The sequence below is a fragment of the Kitasatospora sp. NPDC033851 genome (assembly GCF_055576085.1).
On record NZ_JBVIRL010000002.1, the window covers coordinates 385344 to 404901 of the forward strand.

15 protein-coding genes, 1 pseudogene and 1 riboswitch are annotated in these 19558 nt (G+C 73.0%); of the genes and pseudogenes, 4 read left to right on the plus strand and 12 right to left on the minus strand.

The annotated features are described in order from the left end of the window. The first annotated feature begins 3 nt into the window (after window positions 1–3). The 3 genes from ACZ51D_RS04915 (at window position 4) to ACZ51D_RS04925 (ending at window position 5177) form a co-directional block, all read left to right on the plus strand. Complete coding sequence (locus ACZ51D_RS04915; protein ID WP_465617546.1) at window positions 4–1341, plus strand: GH12 family glycosyl hydrolase domain-containing protein; 1338 nt, start codon at window positions 4–6, stop codon at window positions 1339–1341. A gap of 82 nt (window positions 1342–1423) precedes the next feature. Further along, window positions 1424–1549: riboswitch (cobalamin riboswitch) on the plus strand. Window positions 1550–1740: 191 nt separating this feature from the next. Then, the gene (locus tag ACZ51D_RS04920; protein ID WP_465661413.1) at window positions 1741–4161 is read left to right on the plus strand and encodes a ribonucleoside-diphosphate reductase subunit alpha; all 2421 of its coding nucleotides are present in this window, start codon (window positions 1741–1743) and stop codon (window positions 4159–4161) included. 20 nt (window positions 4162–4181) lie between these two features. Continuing rightward, window positions 4182–5177, plus strand: coding sequence for a ribonucleotide-diphosphate reductase subunit beta (locus ACZ51D_RS04925; protein ID WP_465617772.1), 996 nt, complete (start codon window positions 4182–4184; stop codon window positions 5175–5177). A gap of 63 nt (window positions 5178–5240) precedes the next feature. Here ACZ51D_RS04925 and ACZ51D_RS04930 read toward each other — a convergent pair. Continuing rightward, a pseudogene (locus ACZ51D_RS04930) lies at window positions 5241–5357 on the minus strand (DUF397 domain-containing protein); the annotation flags it as partial. A 295-nt stretch (window positions 5358–5652) separates the two neighbouring features. Between ACZ51D_RS04930 and ACZ51D_RS04935 the strand changes: the two are divergent. Continuing rightward, complete coding sequence (locus ACZ51D_RS04935; RefSeq protein ID WP_465617544.1) at window positions 5653–6711, plus strand: ferritin-like domain-containing protein; 1059 nt, start codon at window positions 5653–5655, stop codon at window positions 6709–6711. A gap of 97 nt (window positions 6712–6808) precedes the next feature. Here the strand turns inward: ACZ51D_RS04935 and ACZ51D_RS04940 are convergent, their stop codons facing one another. The 11 genes from ACZ51D_RS04940 to ACZ51D_RS04990 form a co-directional block, all read right to left on the minus strand. Further along, a complete protein-coding gene (locus tag ACZ51D_RS04940) occupies window positions 6809–9325 on the minus strand; it encodes an ABC transporter permease (RefSeq protein WP_465661235.1) in 2517 nt (838 codons plus the stop codon). Window positions 9326–9377: 52 nt separating this feature from the next. Further along, window positions 9378–10115 carry an ABC transporter ATP-binding protein gene (locus ACZ51D_RS04945; protein WP_465661415.1) on the minus strand — a complete coding sequence of 246 codons (738 nt, stop codon included), beginning with the start codon at window positions 10113–10115 and terminating at the stop codon, window positions 9378–9380. 204 nt (window positions 10116–10319) lie between these two features. Further along, complete coding sequence (locus ACZ51D_RS04950; RefSeq protein ID WP_465661237.1) at window positions 10320–11594, minus strand: sensor histidine kinase; 1275 nt, start codon at window positions 11592–11594, stop codon at window positions 10320–10322. Between the two features lie 5 nt (window positions 11595–11599). Beyond that, window positions 11600–12322, minus strand: coding sequence for a two-component system response regulator CseB (gene cseB, locus ACZ51D_RS04955; protein ID WP_465617538.1), 723 nt, complete (start codon window positions 12320–12322; stop codon window positions 11600–11602). A 145-nt stretch (window positions 12323–12467) separates the two neighbouring features. Next, window positions 12468–12971: a flavodoxin family protein gene (locus tag ACZ51D_RS04960; RefSeq protein WP_465617536.1), complete on the minus strand. Its 504-nt coding sequence runs from the start codon at window positions 12969–12971 to the stop codon at window positions 12468–12470. Window positions 12972–13113: 142 nt separating this feature from the next. Next, a complete protein-coding gene (gene def / locus ACZ51D_RS04965) occupies window positions 13114–13767 on the minus strand; it encodes a peptide deformylase (RefSeq protein ID WP_396287753.1) in 654 nt (217 codons plus the stop codon). A gap of 42 nt (window positions 13768–13809) precedes the next feature. Further along, window positions 13810–14802, minus strand: a complete 993-nt coding sequence (locus tag ACZ51D_RS04970) for a tetratricopeptide repeat protein (RefSeq protein ID WP_360505667.1) — start codon at window positions 14800–14802, stop codon at window positions 13810–13812. A 369-nt stretch (window positions 14803–15171) separates the two neighbouring features. Then, complete coding sequence (locus ACZ51D_RS04975; RefSeq protein ID WP_465617534.1) at window positions 15172–16449, minus strand: HD-GYP domain-containing protein; 1278 nt, start codon at window positions 16447–16449, stop codon at window positions 15172–15174. A gap of 86 nt (window positions 16450–16535) precedes the next feature. Continuing rightward, window positions 16536–17954: an HD-GYP domain-containing protein gene (locus tag ACZ51D_RS04980; RefSeq protein ID WP_465661239.1), complete on the minus strand. Its 1419-nt coding sequence runs from the start codon at window positions 17952–17954 to the stop codon at window positions 16536–16538. 348 nt (window positions 17955–18302) lie between these two features. Then, on the minus strand, window positions 18303–18728 hold the full coding sequence (rsrA, locus tag ACZ51D_RS04985; protein WP_465617530.1) for a mycothiol system anti-sigma-R factor: 426 nt from the start codon (window positions 18726–18728) through the stop codon (window positions 18303–18305). Continuing rightward, the gene (locus ACZ51D_RS04990) at window positions 18725–19468 is read right to left on the minus strand and encodes a sigma-70 family RNA polymerase sigma factor (protein ID WP_396287756.1); all 744 of its coding nucleotides are present in this window, start codon (window positions 19466–19468) and stop codon (window positions 18725–18727) included. Before ACZ51D_RS04990 ends, rsrA begins: the two co-directional genes overlap by 4 nt. Window positions 19469–19558 lie beyond the last annotated feature (90 nt).

A 19558-nucleotide genomic window follows, 5' to 3' on the forward strand; every position in this document is an offset into this window, starting at 1 on the left:
CCCATGACCCACCCCGTCGTGCCCGGAACCGGGCGCCGCGGCCTGCGCCCGTGGTGGTGGCTCGCGCCGACCATCGCGATCGTGCTGGCCCTGTGCGCGGTGCTGATCCCGCACGACTCGCGGGACCCGCAGGCGCCCGTCCGGGCGACCACGGCCGTCACCCCGTTGCCGGCCGCGACCGCCGGCGAGATCTGCTCCACCGGGCAGAACCGCTACCCGTCCCAGGCCGTCGACTCCGGCCGCTACCTGATCAACCCGAACGAGTGGAACGCCACCGGCGGCCTCTGCATCAGCAGCAGCGGCGCCGGCACCGACTTCCGGGTGACCCGCAGCGGGATCAGCCCCGCCAGCCTCACGGACCCGGACCGCGGCCCCGGCGCCTACCCGCACATCAGCACCCAGCTCCAGCCCGGCACCGGCCCGCTGCCCATCCCGGTGGACAACCTGCGGTACGCGACCAGCAGTTGGCAGACCACCCAGGTCGACGGCGGCGTCTACAACGTCTCGTACGACGTCTGGTACAGCAACAGCCGGACCAGCTGCTCCTTCACCGAGAGCGCCGAGCTGATGATCTGGCTGCGCGGCAACGGCAAGACCCCGTTCGGCCAGCGGACCGGCGACCTACAGGTCGGCGGCACCTCCTACCGCGTGTACGAGGCCCCGAAGAAGAGCAGCCACACCCTGATCACCTACGAGATGGCCACCGGCACGACCTCCGTCACCGACCTGGACCTGCGGGCCTTCACCCGCGACGCCATCCAGCGCGGCTACGTCCCGGCCGGCTCCTACCTGTGCGCCGTCCAGGCCGGGTTCGAGATCTGGGACGGCGGCGCCGGCCTCGGCAGCGACTCCTTCTCGTTCCAGGCCGCCGCCGGACAGCCGAGCGGCGCGATCACCTCGGCCCTGCCCGGTCTCTGTCTGGACAGCCGGGTGGCGGGCGATCCGGCCGCGGTCGGCGCCGGCACCTGCGACGGCTCGCCGGCCCAGACCTGGACGATGGGGGACAACGGCTCGATCGGGCAGAACGGGCGCTGCGTCGAGGACCCGGGCCTCGGTTTCCCCGTCCTCACCGGCTGCACCTCGCGGCCCGACCAGCGCTGGCGGGTGACCCCCACGGGACAGCTCGCCAACCAGGACACGGGGCGCTGCGTCGAGAATCCGGGTGCTGCCGGGAGTGCGGGTCCGAGCGCTGCCGCCAGTGCCGGTCCGAGCGCCTCCTCGAGCGGGACTGCGAGCGCCTCCGCGGGCGCCTCTGCGAGCGCCTCCGCGGGCGGGACCACCCAGGTGCGGATGCGCCCGTGCGATGCCCGTACGGGCCAGGGATGGCACCCTCCAGCCTGAGCAGATTATCGCACGATGAGTCGAACAGTCGTGCCCCGCGACACTACATGTGGGGCTGCATCGGACTCGCGCCACTAGATGTATGCTCATCCCTGCTGTCGATGCAGGGGAACCCGGTGGGAATCCGGGACTGCCCCGCAGCGGTGAGCGAGCGGCTCCAAGAGCCCTGCCCGCGAGTCCGATGACCTGCCGACAGCGTGCGCCACGGCCCTCCCGCAGAGGCCGCGCCAGCACCAGCAGTACCTTCCGGGCCTCGCGGGCGGGCCGGGGATGCCACCGTCGCACGGACGCCGCTTGCGCCCGCGCGCGTGCTCCCCTGCCCCGATCGCCCGGTACTCCGATCACCGCCGACGATCGCCGCCAGGAGAGAGCGCCTTGACCACCGCTGCCTCAGCCACCCTGCCCGCCCAGGGCTCCGGTACCGCCTTCACCGACCCGAAGGTCTCCGACCCCGGCGGCGCCCTGCTGCGGCTGCTCACCGACCGCAGCGTCGACCTCACCGAGGTCGACCCCGGCCATGTCGCCGCCGCCGCGCTGCGCGGCCGCCACGCCGGCTCGGACTTCGCCGAGCTGCGCGGGCTGGCCGTGGACGCCGCCGCGTCGATGATCGCCGAGGACCCCCAGTACTCGAAGCTCGCCGCCCGCCTGCTCGCCCTGGAGATCGTCGACGAGGCGAACAGCCAGGGCTCCACGTCCTTCTCCGCCTCGATCACCGTCGGCCACGCCGAGGGCCTGATCGGCGACACCACCGCGGAGTTCGTCGCCAAGCACGCCGCCGCCCTGGACGCGCTGATCGACACCAAGGGCGACGACCGCTTCGAGTACTTCGGCCTGCGCACCGTGCAGTCCCGCTACCTGCTGCGCCACCCGATCACCCGCAAGGTGATCGAGACCCCGCAGCACTTCCTGCTCCGCGTCGCCTGTGGCCTGGCGGTCGGCGACAACGAGCAGTCCGTGCGCGAAGTCGCCGAGCTGTACGGCCTGATGAGCCGCCTGGAGTACCTGACCTCCTCGCCGACGCTCTTCAACTCCGGCACCCGCCACCCGCAGATGTCGAGCTGCTACCTGCTCGACTCCCCGCTGGACAACCTGGACTCGATCTACAACCGCTACGCGCAGATCGCCCGCCTGTCCAAGCACGCCGGCGGCATCGGCCTGTCCTACTCGCGCATCCGCTCGCGCGGCAGCCTGATCCGCGGCACCAACGGCAAGTCCAACGGCATCGTGCCGTTCCTGCGCACCCTCGACTCCTCCGTCGCCGCCGTCAACCAGGGCGGCCGTCGCAAGGGCGCCGCCTGCGTCTACCTGGAGACCTGGCACGCCGACATCGAGGAGTTCCTCGAGCTGCGCGACAACACCGGCGAAGAGGCCCGCCGCACCCACAACCTCAACCTGGCGCACTGGATCCCGGACGAGTTCATGCGCCGGGTCAACGCCAACGCGGACTGGTCGCTGTTCTCCCCGGCCGACGTGCCCGAGCTGGTCGACCTGTGGGGCGCCGACTTCGACGAGGCCTACCGCAAGGCCGAGCTGGCCGGCAAGGCCGTGCGCACCATCCCCGCGCAGACCCTGTACGCCCGCATGATGCGCACCCTCGCGCAGACCGGCAACGGCTGGATGACCTTCAAGGACGCCTCCAACCGCGCCGCCAACCAGACCGCGCTGCCGGGCCGCACGGTGCACTCCTCCAACCTGTGCACCGAGATCCTGGAGGTCACGGACGACTCCGAGACCGCCGTCTGCAACCTCGGCTCGGTCAACCTCGGCGCCCACGTGGCCCCCGGGGCGTCCGCCGACGACCTGCTGGGCGCCATGGACTGGGAGCGGCTCGACGCCACCGTGCGCACCGCCGTCACCTTCCTCGACCGCGTCGTGGACATCAACTTCTACCCGACCACCGAGGCCGGCACCTCCAACTCCCGCTGGCGGCCCGTGGGCCTCGGCGTGATGGGCCTCCAGGACGTCCTCTTCAAGCTGCGGCTCGACTTCGACTCCGCCGAGGCCGCCCGGCTGTCCACGCTGATCGCCGAGCGCATCATGCTCACCGCCTACGAGCGCTCCGCCGACCTGGCCGAGCGGCTCGGCCGCCACGAGGCGTACGGCGAGACCCGCGCCGCCCGCGGCGAACTGCACATCGACCACTTCCCGACGGCCGCCCCGCAGTGGGCCGACCGCTGGACCGCGCTGCGCGCCCGCATCGCCGAGACCGGCCTGCGCAACTCGCTGCTGCTGGCCATCGCGCCGACCGCGACCATCGCGTCCATCGCCGGCGTGTACGAGTGCATCGAGCCGCAGGTGTCCAACCTGTTCAAGCGCGAGACGCTCAGCGGCGAGTTCCTCCAGGTCAACCCGTACCTGGTGCGCGAGCTCAAGGAGCTCGGCGTCTGGGACCAGCAGACCCGCGACGCGCTGCGCGACGCCAACGGATCGGTGCAGGAGCTGAACTGGCTGCCCGCCGAGGTGCGGTCGCTGTACCGCACCGCGTGGGAGCTGCCGCAGCGCGCGCTGATCGACCTGGCCGCGGCCCGCATGCCGTACCTGGACCAGAGCCAGTCGCTGAACCTGTTCATGGCGGCGCCGACCATCGGCAAGCTCAGCTCGATGTACGCCTACGCGTGGAAGGTCGGTCTCAAGACCACCTACTACCTGCGTTCGCGCCCGGCCACCCGCATCGCCCAGGCCGCGTCGGGTACCGCCCGCGCCGCCGCGCCGGTGCCGGCCAACACGATCCCGGTGGGCACCCCGACCCTCACCCCGGAGGAGGAGGCCGCGCTGGCCTGCTCCCTGGAGAACCCCGAGTCCTGCGAGGCCTGCCAGTGAGCACCCCCGAAGACCGCAAGATGCTGCTCGACCCCGGCTTCGAGCTGACCCTGCGCCCGATGCGCTACCCGTCGTTCTACGACCGGTACCGGGACGCCATCAAGAACACCTGGACGGTCGAGGAGGTCGACCTTCACTCGGACGTCGCCGACCTGGCGAAGCTGAGCGAGGGCGAGCGCCACCTCATCGGGCGCCTCGTCGCGTTCTTCGCGACGGGCGACTCGATCGTCGCGAACAACGTGGTGCTGAGCCTCTACAAGCACATCAACTCCCCGGAGGCGCGGCTCTACCTGAGCCGGCAGCTGTTCGAGGAGGCCGTGCACGTCCAGTTCTACCTGACGCTGCTCGACACCTACCTTCCGGACCCGGAGGACCGCAACGCGGCCTTCGCCGCGGTGGAGAACATCCCCTCCATCCACCAGAAGGCCCAGTTCTGCTTCAAGTACATGAACGCGGTCGACCACATCGACTCGCTGCAGACGAAGGAGGACAGGCGGGCGTTCCTGCTCAACCTGATCTGCTTCGCGGCGTGTGTGGAAGGCCTGTTCTTCTACGGCGCGTTCGCCTACGTGTACTGGTTCCGGAGCCGGGGCCTGCTGCACGGTCTCGCGACCGGTACCAACTGGGTGTTCCGCGACGAGTCCATGCACATGGACTTCGCGATGTCGGTCGTCGACACCGTGCGCGAGGAGGAGCCCGACCTCTTCGACGAGGAGATGGCCAAGCAGGTCACGGAGATGCTGGAGGAGGCTGTCGAGGCCGAGCTCCAGTTCGCCCAGGACCTGTGCGGCGACGGTCTGGCCGGCATGAACACCGACTCGATGCGCCAGTACCTGGAGGCCGTGGCCGACCAGCGCCTGGCCCGCCTGGGCATGCCCATCCGGTACGGGTCCACCAACCCGTTCGGCTTCATGGAGCTCCAGAACGTCCAGGAGCTGACCAACTTCTTCGAGCGCCGGGTGTCGGCGTACCAGGTGGCTGTCGAGGGCTCGGTCTCCTTCGACGACGACTTCTAGAAGAGCCGGATACGACAGAGGTGCCCCGCACGGCCACAGCCCGTGCGGGGCACCTCTGTCGTATCAGTCGGTAGAAAACTCGCCGGACTTGACCCCGGCGAGGAAGGAGGACCACGCGTCAGCCGGGAAGAGCAGAGCCGGCCCGTCAGGGTCCTTCGAGTCACGTACCGGTACGACACTGCTGAAGGAGTGGGCTTCCCGCCATCGGGAAGCGGCTCAGGGTCTGGGCCGATAGCCGTCGCTCGACGAGCACCCCGGCCGGCCGGGCCTTGGTGGCGCAGGAAGTCGGCCGGTTCGACTTCCTGCGCCACAACGAAGATGCGCGCACCGGTCGACGCACCACGGCAGTGCTATCGGCGTGCTCCACCCGTCCGGCTGAACTCCCGGGGCCACACCGGCACCGCACGCACACGTACCGCCCACCTCCGGTTACGGTCCGGCGCACAGCCGTACGACGAGACGAGAGGGGCCCACGGTGACGACGACCGGAATCCTGGACTACGAGAGCGACGCGATCGTCCAGCTGATGAACATCGCGGAGAAGGACTGGACGGAGCAGGAGCTCAAGGACGCGCTGCAGCGGGCGATCATGCTGGAGCTGTCCACCATCCCGCCCTACGCCACCGCGCTCTGGTCGATCACCAGCCAGGACAGCACCCAACCCGTCCGCAACACCATCCGGGAGATCATCTTCGATGAGATGTCGCACTTCGGCCTGGTCTGCAACATGCTCACCAGCATCGGCGGCACCGTCGTCCTCACCGACCCCGCCACCGTCCCGAAGTACCCGGGCGAGCTGCCCGGCGGGGTCAACCCGGGGCTGGTCGTCTCCCTCAGCGGGCTGACGCGGGAGTCGGCGGGCCTCTTCTCCGACATCGAGAAGCCCGAGAACCCCCTCGCCTTCGCCGCCGACGGCAACACCATCGGCGCCTTCTACCAGCGGATCGCCGACGTCTTCCCCAACTTCGCCCACCTGCTCACCGGTCAGAACCAGGTGACCTTCCCGCTCTCGAGCCACGGCGCCGGCAACGACATCGTCCCGATGAACACCATCGACGACGTCCTGAAGGCGATCCACATCATCCAGACCCAGGGCGAGGGCACCACGGCATCCCCGGACAACCCCTTCCCGGGCGCCCCGGGCGAACTCGCCCACTACTACGCGTTCAAGGAGATCGCCGTCGGCAAGAAGCTGGTCAAGAACCCCACCACGGGGAGGTTCGAGTTCACCGGCCCCGACGTCCCGCTCCCGGACACCGCCCCCGTCGCCCGTGTCCCCGAGGGCGGCTGGGCCAACGACCCCGCCAACACGCCCGACCAGGCCACCGCCACCGCGCTGCACGACTTCAACAAGACCTACAGCGACATGCTCCGCGCCCTCTGCTCGGCCTGGAGCGGCAACCCGAACTCGCTCTTCGACGCGATCGGGCACATGGGCGATCTGGGCGACGCCGCACGGACGATCAACGCCATCAAGCTCCCATCGGACCCCCACCTCGTCTACGGCCCGGAGTGGCTCTTCGTCGCCAACTGACCGGACGCGTGCCCCCGCCCGCCCGGCACGGAACGCCGGGCGGGCGGGGGCAGGGCAAGCGGGGGCAGGGCAAGCGGGGGCAGGGCAAGCGGACAGGTCACGCCTCCGCGACGGCCTCCAGCGGGCTCAGGGCCGCCGCCCGCCGGGCCGGGACGGCCGCCGCGACCGCGCCGAGCGCGAGCGATCCCAGGCAGACGAGGGTCAGCGTCCCCCAGGGCAGCGCCAGCGCGTACTGCTCCATCGCACCGCCCGCCAGCGCCCCGACCGCCCAGGCGCCGAACAGCCCGCCGGCCAGGCCGAGCAGGGTGCCGAACGCGGCGACCGTCACGGCCTCCAGGCGGATCATCCGACGGACGCCGGCCCGATCCATGCCGATGGCCCGCAGGACACCGATCTCCCGCGTCCGTTCGGTGACGGACATCGCCAGCGTGTTGACGATCCCGAGCGCGGCGATCACGACGCCGATCGCGAGCAGCCCGTACATCAGCGTCAGCAGGTCGCTCATCGTCCCCGCCGCCTCGCGCACCAGCGCGGCCCGGTCCTGCACCTTGAGCAGCGGGTTGTTGCCCACCGCCGTCCGCAGCCCGTTCTCCGTCGCGCCTTCGCCGCGCACCAGGACCCGCTGGACGGTGCCGGGCCTGTAGCTGTCGCGCTGCACCTCGTCGCGGGTGCCCAGCACATCGTGGGCGGTGGGGTTGTCCCGGTAGACGCCCACCACGGTGTAGTGCGCGAACTCCTCGCTCCGCCCGATGCGCGCGTCGACCTGCCCGCCCGTGCTCACCCCGGTCTCCCGGGCGACGCTGCTGGAGACGGCGATCCGGCCGGGCCCGAGGTCCTTCGCCGAGCCGCTCACGAAGTCGAGGTTCATCACCTGGTCGAGGGCCGCCGGGTCGACGCCGGAGATCTCCCGGACGCGACCGCCCACGACCGCCGTGGAGTCCGCGACCGCGCTGACGCTCCGCACTCCCGGGGCGCCGGCCACCCGCTGCACGGCGGCCGGGTCGATGCCGGTCATGGTGTTGCCGGTGCTGATCACGTAGTCGGCGCCGAGCCCGTCCGCGACCTGCCGGTCCAGGGCCTGCCCGGTCGAGTTGCCGATGGTGGCGAGCCCGCTGACCAGCGCGGTGCTGATGAGCAGTGTGGCGGCGGTCGCCGCCGTGCGCCTCGGGTCGCGCAGCGCGTTCTGCTGGGCCAGGAGGCCAGGGGTGCCGAATCGCCGGATCACACGCCCGGTCACCCGGATCACGGGGGCGGCGAGGGCCGGCGCCAGCACGATCAGGGCGACGACGAGGACGCCGCAGCCGAGCATCGCACGGCGCAGGTTCTCCTCCGAGGCGTCCTTCGCCGAGCCCGCGAGCGAGACCAGCAGACCGACGCCGAGCAGCAGCAGGACCGCCCCGGCGATCGGACGCAGCCACGAGCGCCCACCGGGCTGCGCGGCGGAGCGCAGCGCCTCGATCGGTGCGATCCGCGCCGCCCGGCGCGACGGCAGCCAGGCGGCCAGCACGGTCACCCCGACGCCGACGAACAGCGCCGCCGCCACCGGTCGGGGCCCGATCACCAGTGGGCCCTCCGGCAGCCGGTTCCCGTCGCCGCTCAGCAGCCGGGGCAGCACGGACGCGATGCCGAGTCCGCCGATGAATCCGATCACCGACGCGGCGAGCCCGACCAGCACGGCCTCGGCCAGCAGGGAACGGACCACCTGGCGGCGGGTGGCGCCGACCGCCCGCAGCAGCGCGAGCTCCCGGGTGCGCCGGGCGACGAGCATGGTGAAGGTGTTGACCACGAGGAACGAGCCGATGAACAGGGACACGCCCGCGAAGACCATCGGCATCTTCTGGTAGCCCCGGGTCAACACCCCGACGTAGAGGGCCTGTTGGTCGGCCTGCGCCTGTCCGGTGGTGGTCTCGGCACGGTCCGTCGGGAGCATCCCGGCGATCCGCTGCGCCAGCTCGTACGGCCCGGTGCCCGGGGCCGCCGAGACGTCGATGCCGGTGTAGTGGCCGGGGGTCGCGAACAACCGCTGTGCGGTGGCCCGGTCGAAGAGGGTGAGCGTACCGCCGGCCGTGACCCGGGTGTCCCGGGTCGTGACGATGCCGACCAGGCGCGCCGTGAGGGCGGGGCCGTCCGTCGCGAGCGTGACCGTGTCCCCCAGGTGGAGGCGGCCCGCGGCGGCGGTGCCCCGGTCCACGGCGATCTCCTCGGCGGCGGCGGGGGCGCGCCCCTCGACCAGGGGGTATCGCCCCTGGTCGTACGCGGCCGCGAGGTTCGTCCCCGGCTTGACCCGCAGCGGTGTGCCGTCGGCCGCGTTCAGGACGGCGCTCCCGTCGGCGGACGGCCGGACCGCGGCGACCCCGGGCACGTCGGCGAGACGGCGCGCGAGCGCGTCCGTCAGCACGCTCGGCTGGTCGGGCGCGGCGGGGGACTCCTTCGCGGTGACGGTGACCGCGATGTCGGCGAAGTTCCTGGTGGCGGCGGCCCGGTGGGCGGCGGCGGTGGAGTCCGCGAAGACGAGGGTGCCGGAGACGAAGGCGACGCCGAGGCAGACCGCGAGGACGGTCATCAGCAGACGGGCCTTGTGCGCCAGTACGTTGCGCAGGGCTGTGGTCAGCATGAGCAGCTTTCGGAGGTGTCGGGAGGAGAAGGGGCGCGGACTCGGCGCCGGCTCAGCCGGCGAAGGACTTCATGACGTCGAGCACCCGGTCCGGCGTCGGGTGCGCCATCTCGTCGACCAGCCGCCCGTCGGCCAGGAACACCACCCGGTCCGCGTAGCCGGCGGCCACCGGGTCGTGCGTCACCATGACCACCGTCTGGCCCAACTCCCGTACGGAGTCCCGCAGGAAGCCGAGGACCTCGGCCCCGGCCCGGGAGTCGAGGTTGCCGGTCGGCTCGTCGCCGAACACGATCGCGGGCCGCGCGACCAGCGCCCGGGCGACCGCGACGCGCTGCTGCTGCCCACCGGACAGTTCGGCCGGGCGGTGGCCGAGGCGCTGGGACAGCCCGACCATCGACACCACGCGCTCCAGCCACTCCCGGTCCACCCGCCGCCCGGCGAGCGACAGCGGGAGCGTGATGTTCTCCAGCGTGGTCAGGGTGGGCAGCAGGTTGAACGCCTGGAAGATGAAGCCGACCCGGTCCCGCCGCAGCTGGGTGAGCTGCCGGTCGCCCAGGCCGCCCAGTTCCGTCGTACCGATCCGGACGGAGCCCGACGTGGGGGTGTCGAGACCGGCGGCGCAGTGCATCAGGGTGGACTTGCCGCAGCCGGACGGGCCCATGATCGCGGTGAACTCGCCCTCCCGGAAGGCGATGCTCACCCGGTCCAGCGCCGTGACCCGGGTGTCGCCGTTGCCGTAGACCTTCGTCAGGTCGGCGGTGGCGGCCGCGATCCCGGGTGTGGTGTGCAGGGTGAGGGAGTTGGCGGTCACGAGGGGACTCCGTCTTCGAGGTGCGGATCGGTGCACGTCGAAGGGTGTCCGGTGCACGTATCAGGCCCCTGGGCCGCCGTGTATCAGCGCCCGCGCCAGTCGGCAGCAGTTCGGTAGCAAGCGGCTGTCCAGCACGCGTTGTGCAGCAAGCAGTTCCGTAGCAAGCGGTCGTGCGGCAGCGCGTCAGTCCGGCAGTCGCAGGGTGGCCACCGCGCCGCCGTCCGCGGCGTTGGCGAAGCTCAGCTCCGCGCCGAGCAGTCGGGCCTGTCCTGCCGCGATGGTCAGGCCGAGCCCGTGGCCCGTGCCGCGCTCGGCGGCGCCGGTCCGGAACCGGCGTGGGCCGTGCCGCAGCAGGTCGGCGGGGAAGCCGGGGCCGTGGTCGCGCACGACGACGGTGCGTCCCTCAACCGTGACCAGCACCGGGGCGGCCCCGTGCCGGTGCGCGTTGACGACGAGGTTGCCGACGATCCGTTCCAGCCGCCGGGGGTCGGTCTCCACCGACGCCGACGGCGAGGATGCCGCCGACGCCGTGTCAGCCTCGGCAACCGCTGCCACGCAGACCTCGGCCTCGAACCCGGTGCGCGCCACGGCCTCCCGGACGACGGCGCCCAGCGGCACCCGGGCCCGTACGGGCTGTTCCGCCCCGGCGTCCAGCCGCGAGATCTCCAGCAGGTCCTCGACCAGTCCGCGCAGGTCGCGCACCCGCGCCCGGATGAGGTCCTCCGTCTCGCCGGGCGGCAGCAGGTCGGCGGCGGCGAGCAGCCCGCCGATCGGGGTGCGCAGCTCGTGTGCCACGTCGGCCGTGAACTGCCGTTCCGTCCGGAGCAGTCGGCCGAGGCTGTCGGCCATCGCGTCCACCGTCGCCGCGATGTCCGCCACTTCGTCGTCGCCCTTGGTGGGCCCGGTGCGGGCGTCGAGGTCCCCGGCGGAGATGCGGTCCGCGGTCTCGGCGACCCGCCGCAGTCTGCGGGCGAGCAGCCCGGCCCCGTACACCGCGGCCGGCGTGGCCACGGCGAGGGCGAGCAGCGAGGCCACCGCCATCGCCACGTCCAGCCGGGGCAGATCGGACAGCTCCGGGCCCATGTTGATCCGTACGGCCAGCACCGGGCTGCCCGGGCCGCCGGTGCGCTGGGCGGCCCAGGCGCTCGGGCCCGCGTTGCCCTCGACGCGTCCGTCGTACGCGGTGTGCCGGTTCCCGTCGGCCGGGTGCCGCAAGCCGGCGGGCAGGTCGGCCGGGTCGAGTTCGGCGCCGTCGGCCAGTGCTCCGGTGCGCCGGTAGACGTCCACGGCCGAGTACACGGCGTTGAAGGCCCGCGCCTCGGCCCGGCTGCGGATGTCCTGGGCGGTCCACAGGTGCACCAGCACGCCGACCGCCGCCGCGACCAGGCAGGCGGTGGCGGCGGCGAGGGCGGCGATCTTCCAGCGCAGCGAGGCCCGACGCCGACGGAGCGTACGCATCGCGTTCAGCGCTTGAGCTTGTAGCCGAAGCCGCGGACCGTCTCGATCCGCTCCCGGCCGAGCTTGCGGCGCAGCCGCTGCACGCACAGGTCCACCACCCGGCTGTCGCCGTCCCAGCCGTACTCCCAGACGTTGCGCAGCAGGGTGTGCCGCTCCAGCACCACGCCGGGGTGGGCCGCGAACTCCAGCAGCAGCTTGAGTTCGGTCGGGGTCAGCGCGACCGGGAGTCCGCCGACGGACACCTCCATGCCGGCGGTGTCGACGGTCAGGTCCCCGAACACCAGGACCTTGCCCTCGCCCTCGGCAGCGGCAGCGGCCTCGGGCGAGGGGACGGGTGTGTACGTCGCCCGCCGCAGCAGCGAGCGGATGCGCGCCACCAGCACGAAGGTGTCCACGGGCTTGACCACGTAGTCGTCCGCCCCGGCCTCCAGTCCGGCGACGACGTCGAGCCCGTCGCCGCGCGCGGACATCATCAGCACCGGCACCAGGCTGGTCTCCCGGATCCGGCGGCACAGGCCGATCCCGTCGAGTCCGGGCAGCATCACGTCGAGGACGAGCAGGTCGAACTGCTCGGCCCGGAACAGCTCCAGCCCCGTGAGGCCGTCGGCCGCGGCCGTCATCTCGTAGCCGTAGCGTTCCAGCGCGACGGTGAAGGAGCGGCGCATCAGGTCGTCGTCCTCCACCAGCAGCACGCGGACCGGGCGCGGGGACGGTGCGGGCGAGGACACGGGCGGCGGGCTCCAGTTCCCTCGGCGGCGGACAAGGGAACGATACGGCAGATACCGGACGCGCCCGCCGTGTGGAACCGGTCGACGGCAGACCGAGCGCTCGTTGATACCCACCCGATACGGAACCCCGCCCGAGGAGCCCGGCTCACCCAGCGCTGCCGCCGGGGCCGTCCGCGCGCAGCCCCTCGGCGAACGCGCGCGCCGCCGCCAGGTCGTCGCCGTCCGGCCGCGCCTTGTTGATGCCGCCTACCAGCTTGAAGGGGAGCCAGGTGTCGAAGGCCCGGCAGGAGAAGGCGCCGGCCACCTCGAAGCCCTTCCGTTCGAGCTGCCGCACCAGGGGGCGGGTGAAGGGCCGGACCGGCAGCTCCGGCAGCCCGCTGGTGGCGAACACGAACGCCCGCTGCCGCTGCCCCTGCCGTTGCCCCTGGGGAGCCCGCTCGGGAACCGACCGGACGAAGTGGCGCAGCCGTGGGTGGAACTGCCCCGTGAAGATCCCCGAGCCGAAGCCCACCAGGTCGTAGCCGGAGAGCCCGGCCGCGTCGACCTGTTCGGGCTCGACCACCGGGGCCGACAGCACCCGGCCCATGGCCTCGGCGATCCTCCTCGTGTTTCCGTGGGACACGGACGCGCACACGATGACGGCCTTCATGACGGTTCCCCTTCCGTTCGGTCACTTCCGAGGAATGGACCGGACGGGGCGGGAGAACGTGACATCGTCGGCCGGGAACGCCGAAGGCCGGCGCGGAAGGGTCCGCACCGGCCTTCGTCGAAGTCCGACAGCCGCTCCGCCGTCAGGCGTTCGGCACGGTCGCGTACTTCGCCGTGCCCTCGGCCATCTGCTTCAGGGCGTCCTTGCGGTCGCGCTTGGACAGCTTGTCGATGTAGAGGGTGCCGTACAGGTGGTCGGTCTCGTGCTGCAGGCAGCGGGCGAAGAAGCCGGTGCCCTCGACGCGGATCGGCTTGCCGTCCTTGTCGACGCCGGTCACGGCCGCGTAGTCCGGGCGCGGCAGCTCGGCGTAGGCGGTGGGGACGGACAGGCAGCCCTCGTTGCCGTCGTCGAGGAGGCGCCGACGGTCGGCCGGGTACTCCTCGAGCGTCGGGTTGATCACGTGGCCGATGTGGCGCACGCCCTCGTCGTCCGGGCAGTCGTAGACGAAGACCTTGAGGTCCACGCCGATCTGGTTGGCGGCGAGGCCGACGCCCTCGGCGGCGTACATGGACTGGAACATGTCGTCGATGAGCGCGGAGAGCTCGTCGTCGAAAGCGGTGACGTCCTTGACCTCGCGGTGCAGGACGGGGTTGCCGACGACGGTGATCGGACGGGCGGTGCCCCTGCCGAGGTCGGGCTCCTCGCCGACCACCTTCACGGGAGCCTCGGGCGCCGCCCCCTCCACGTCGTGCTCGTGCTCGTGCGAGTGGTCGTGCTGCTCGGCCTGGTCCGCCATGTCTTCCGCTTCCATAGGTCTACACGTACCTCACCAGGGTACTCAGCAGACTTCTTCGAGATCCCGGTAAGCCCGGGTTCCCGGGGAGCCGGTGACCCAGCGGTCCAGCAGCACCCGCACCAGGTGGGCGGGGGCGGCGATCCCGCACTCGCGCTCGACCAGCCAGGACATCCCGGCCGCGCCGCCCTGGCTGAGGTGGCTGAGGTGGCCGGGGTGGGCGGCGTCGCCGTCGTCGTGCGGGTCGTGGTGGGCGGCGACCCCGTCGTCGGAGGCCATCCGGCTCTCCGAGCAGGCGCGGCAGAGCAGCCGCACCGAGGAGGTCCAGTCCTCGGCGGCGTAGCCGGCGTCGGCGACGAGCCGCTCCAGGGCGTCACGGTCCCCGGCCGTGGCGGCCTGCAGCAGCACCACGTAGGTCGGCACCGGGGAGGGCGCCCACAGCTCGATCTCGTCGAACACGGGGTAGGCGACGCCGTCGGTGACCCGCTCGCCGTGCGGGGCGCCGTCGTGCAGCACCACCTCGCCCCAGCGGCGGCCGGAGGAGGGCAGCGGGATGGAGAGGACCTCGATCCGGGCCGGGTCCAGGCGCCGGCCCCAGACCACCTCGGACTCGCCGTCCGGGGAGAGCCGCACCGGGGTGGTGCCGAGGTCCAGGCTGACCGGACCGTCGGGCTGCCCGCCGGGGCCGCCCGGCAGCTTGAGCCCGTACGCCTGCCAGGCGCGGCGTGCCAGCGGCCAGTCCTGCAGGGCGGTGGCGGTGATGCCGAGGTTCCACCAGTCGGGGGCGCCGTGTTCGCGGTCCAGTAGGGCTACGGCACGCAGGCCGGCCGAGCGGGCCTGCTCCCAGTCGCGGCGGAACTTGTGCAGGAGGGCGAGGTTGAACCAGGAGTCGGAGAGCCAGGGCTCCAGGTCGGCGGCCATCACCAGCAGCGCGCCGGCGTCCTCGTAGCGGCCGTCGCCGATCAGCGTGAAGGCCCGGTCGGTCGTCTGCCGCCAGGTGGCGGACGGCCGGTGCCGTGCCCGGTGGAAGATCCTCACGTTCGTCCCTGCCGTCGTCGTCCGCTCAAGTCCCGTGCCACCCGTGCCCGTACCGTCTTGGACGGCGTACGGGGCTCGGTGCCCCGGGTCGGTGTTCCACGCTACGACCGCATCCAACCACGCTCGCCCCCGCCCGCGCTCCCCACCGCCGAGGTTGGGGCCGCCCCTCCCCAGCCTGCCCGCCCGATCGCGCCCTCTCAACCCCTGGCGGGGCGGACCCCGTTCGGCGGACCGAAAACCCCGGGCCGACGGCCCCGCTCCCCCGCCCGCCCCGGCCACGGGCCCCGGCCCCGACGTCCGGCCCGCGGCCCCGAGCCGAAGCCCCGAACTGCAGCCCCGAACCCCGGCCCTGACCTGCAGCTCCGAACCTCAGCCGCGGGCCTGTCCGCCGACCCGGGCCAGGGCGTCCACCACCCGGGCGTCGTAGACCCGGCCGCGGCCCAGCCGGATCACCTCCAGCGCCTCCAGCCGCCCGACCGCCTCGCCGACGCCCCGGCCGCGGGCCGCGGTGAGCAGGTCGTCGTGGGCGTTGGCGACCCGGATGATCCGGGCCGCGAGCGGCACCGGGCCCTCGCCGCCAGCCGGCCCGGCGCAGGGGTCGGCCAGCCGGGCGACCTGCTCGGCGACCTGCCGGGGCACCCCGGTGCGGCTGATCACCTCGCTGCCCAGCCGGGCGATCCGCTGCTGCTCGGCGCAGGGCAGCACCGCGGTGGCACCGTCCGGCACCGGTTCGACCAGGGAGAGCTGGCCGACGTCGTGCATCAGCGCGGCGTACTCCAACAGGGCGAGCTCGCGGGTGCCCAGGCCCAGCTCGCGCCCGAGGGCGCACGCCGTGTCCGCGACCCGGCGCGCGTGCCCGTGCGGGGTGTAGCCGGCCACCTCGGTGGCCCGGGCGAGGCTGGCGATGGTCTGCCCGGTGGTGGCCCGCACCGCCGCGGCGCGCCGGAAGGACACCTGGGCGAGCAGCAGCGGGGTGCAGAACAGCGGCAGCGCCCAGAGTCCGACCTCACCGGCCGCGAGGCTGACCAGCATGCCGGTGGCGACGATCGCCGAGCCGATGCCGAACAGCGAGCGCAGCTCGTCCTCCAGGGCCGCCGGGAACCGCAGTCCGCCCCCCGAACGGCGCAGCAGGGCCGCCAGGGTCGCGTCGCACAGCGCGGCCAGCGCGGCGACGGCCGTCAGGAACGCCCCGTACGCCGGGCCCTCGGGCGAGAAGCGGTCGACCAGGCCGCCGTTGTACAGCGGCTGGAAGACGGCGGCCGCGAAGCCGACGGCGAGCAGCCGACGGGCGGCGCTGTCGCGACGGGCCGGGTCGGCCCAGGGCGGGCGGCGGTGCGGGCGGTCGGGGTGGTGCGACAGGGCGAGCCCGGGCAGCCAGGCCAGCAGCAGGCCGACGCCGGTCGCCGCGACCACCTGGAGCGTCCCGTGCGCGGTCGGCACTCCGCGCAGCGGCCCGAGCAGCGCGTAGGCCAGCGCGCCGGCCGCGCCGATGGGCGCCTGTTCGCGATCCCCCGGAAGGGTGATGCGGACGCATTCGCCGAGCGCGATCAGCACGATGAACGCCAGCGCGACCCTGGGCTCCGCGACCCCGCGCACCGCGACCGCGCCCAGCGCGAGCGCCAGCAGCGCGGCGGCGGCCACGTGCACGGCACGGGCGGTGGGCCCGCACGCCGTCCGGCCGGGGAGCGTCCGGCCGCGGGCCCTGCGGCCGAGGACCGCGCGCCCGGGCGCCGTCACGACTGCCCGGCCGCGGGGACGCCGCCCTGGGACGGCACCCGGGAGGGAGCCGCCCGAACGGGTTCGGGCACCCCGAGCGGGATGTCCGGGACGGCCCGCACGCAGTCCTCGGAGTGCACCACGGGCTGCCAGTCGTGCACGGCCAGCGCGTCGATCAGCGCCCGCACCATCACCGGGTCGAACTGGCTGCCCGAGCAGCGTTCCAGCTCGGCCACCGCCTCGGCGACCGGGCGGCCGCGCCGGTAGGAGCGGGTGGAGGTCATCGAGTCGAAGGCGTCGGCGACCGAGATGATCCGGGCGAACTCGGGGATCTGCTCGCCGGCCAGCCCGCTCGGGTAGCCGCGGCCGTCCATCCGCTCGTGGTGGTGCAGGATCCCGGCGTGCGCCTCGCCGAGGAAGTCGATCCCGCGCACCAGCTCGTACCCGTACACCGGGTGGATCTCCACGGCCCGGCGCTCCGCCTCGCTGAGGGGACCGTTTCTGCGCAGCAGCTCGGTGGCCACCCCGAGCTTGCCGACGTCGTGCAGGATCCCCGAGAAGCGCAGGGTGCGCAGCCGCTCGGCCTCCATGCCGAGCTGAGTGGCGATCAGCACCGAGGCCCGGCCGACCCGTTCGCTGTGCCCGCGGGTGTACGCGTCCTTGATCTCCACGGCCTGCACCAGCGACTGCACGGTGGCCTGGTGGGCGTCCTGCTCACGCTGGCCCTGGGCGAACACCCAGGCGGAGATGGACAGCGGCAGCAGCGCCAGCAGCGCCGCGAACGCGCCGTACGGGCCCTGCCACAGCACCGCGACCATCAGCCCGCCGGCCGCGTGCACCAGCACCGGCAGTCCGCACACCGAGCAGGCCCCGCGCAGCAGCACCCCGGCCCCGCGGCCCTCGCTGAGCATCACCATCACGCCCACCACCACGCCGTTGACCAGGCAGAACGCGGCGACGGCGGCGAAGCCGGGCAGCAGCGCGGCCGGGAAGCGGGAGCCCAGCAGCAGCTGCGGGCCGCACAGCAGGTGGAACACGACCGAGGAGGTGAAGGCGCACAGCGCGAGCTGGGAGCCGTTGAACAGCTGCCGCCCTCGGCAGCCGGGCCCGCTCGGGCCGCCGAGCAGCGCGGCCGGGGCGGCGACCAGGGCGGCGGCGGCCGGAGGGAGCATCAGGACCCCGGCGAACAGCACCGGGAAGAAGGCGTTCGCCCCCGGTCGGGCGGGCACCCGCCCGGGCAGTGCCGGGCGGCGCAGCAGTCGGCGCACCAGCACCAGGCAGGGCGTCGGCAGGCCCTGGGCCAGTGACTCCCAGCAGCCGTGCAGGAAGGCCAGCAGGCCGACCTTGGGCCAGTCCACCGGTTCGCCGAGCCAGCGCGGCACCCCCGGGGTGGCCCCGGCGGGCAGCAGCGGCACCAGGCAGCACAGTGCCGCCACCGGGACGGCCACCAGGTAGCGCGCCGCACCCGGCGGCAGGGTCGCGCCTCCACTGTCGGTAGCGATCTCGGCCTCCCCGCCGTCCGGGCCCGTGTTGCCTCAGCGCGCCGGGCGAACCGACGGTGAGCGTCCGTCAGGAGGATAGGCCGCCGTCCGGGCGCGGGGACGCATGGTCGCGCAATGGCGCAGTTGGCGCACCGCCAACTCACCCGTACGAGTGACGGCGCATGCGAGCAGAACGGGAGCGGCCCCGGGAGCGCACGCTCCCGGGGCCGCTGAACTCCCTGATGACCGAACTCGCTGACTACCGCGCTCGGCCGGTGACCGCCCGGACGGCGTGACGGCCGGTCACTCCGCCGGGGCGCCCGCCTCGACGGGCGCGCCGGGGCGCCCGGCCGGCTCCTCGCCGGCCCCGCCCTGCGCCGCCTTCGGCGTCGGCCTGGGCGCCGGCCGGGCGGACTCGACGTGCACCTCGACGGCGCTCTCCGCCGCGACCACCACCGGCTCGCCCGAGCGCTGCCCGGCCCGGATCGAGTCGATCCTGGCGAGCACCTTGCTGCGCAGGTCGGCCGGGGTGTCGTCGCACCCGCAGGAACGCTTGATCAGCGCCTTGATCGCCTGTTCCAGCCCGTACTGCTTCAGGCAGGGCGAGCACTCCTCGAAGTGCACGCGCAACTTGGCGCAGTCGCCCTCGGCCATCTCGTTGTCGAGGAATTCATAGAGGTGGTCGAGGACCTCGCCACACTCGGTGTCGTGCGGATCGCCGCAGCTCATGAGCCCGAGCCCTTCGCTTCCTGCCCTGCCCCGCTGCCGGCCGGGACCAGCCCGCGCTCACGGGCGTAATCCTCCAGCATGCCGCGCAGCTGACGGCGGCCGCGGTGCAGTCGGGACATCACCGTACCGATGGGAGTACCCATGATGTCCGCGATCTCCTTGTACGCAAAGCCTTCTACGTCCGCGAGATAGACGGCGATCCGGAATTCCTCCGGGATGGCCTGGAGCGCGTCCTTCACATCGCTGTCGGGGAGGTGGTCGAGCGCCTGGGTCTCCGCCGAGCGCAGACCGGTCGACATGTGCGACTCGGCCCTGGCCAGCTGCCAGTCCTCGATCTCCTCCGCCGCGGTGCGCTGGGGCTCCCGCTGCTTCTTGCGGTACGAGTTGATGAACGTGTTGGTGAGGATGCGGTACAGCCAGGCCTTGAGGTTCGTGCCCTCGCGGAACTGGTGGAAGGACGCGTACGCCTTGGCGAACGCCTCCTGGAGCAGGTCCTCCGCGTCGGCCGGGTTGCGCGTCATGCGCAGCGCCGCCGAGTACATCGGATCCAGGTAGCCCAGGGCGTCGCGCTCGAAGCGCTCCCGCCGGGCCTGCTCGCTCTCCTCCGCCGACACCCGGTAGGTGTCCTCACCGATCGCCTCGGCCAGCTCCTCACCGGTGAGCGCCTCGCCCGCAGGCCGGACCTCCTCCGGGCCACCGCCCGGCTCGGCCTCGTGCTCGGTCCCGACGACCGGACCCACCTCCTCGGCATGACGGCCACGGCCCACAGCGGGCCGCCCAGAAATGGAGGATATCGGGCTGACGGGCTTCTCGCCCGCGTCAATCCACTC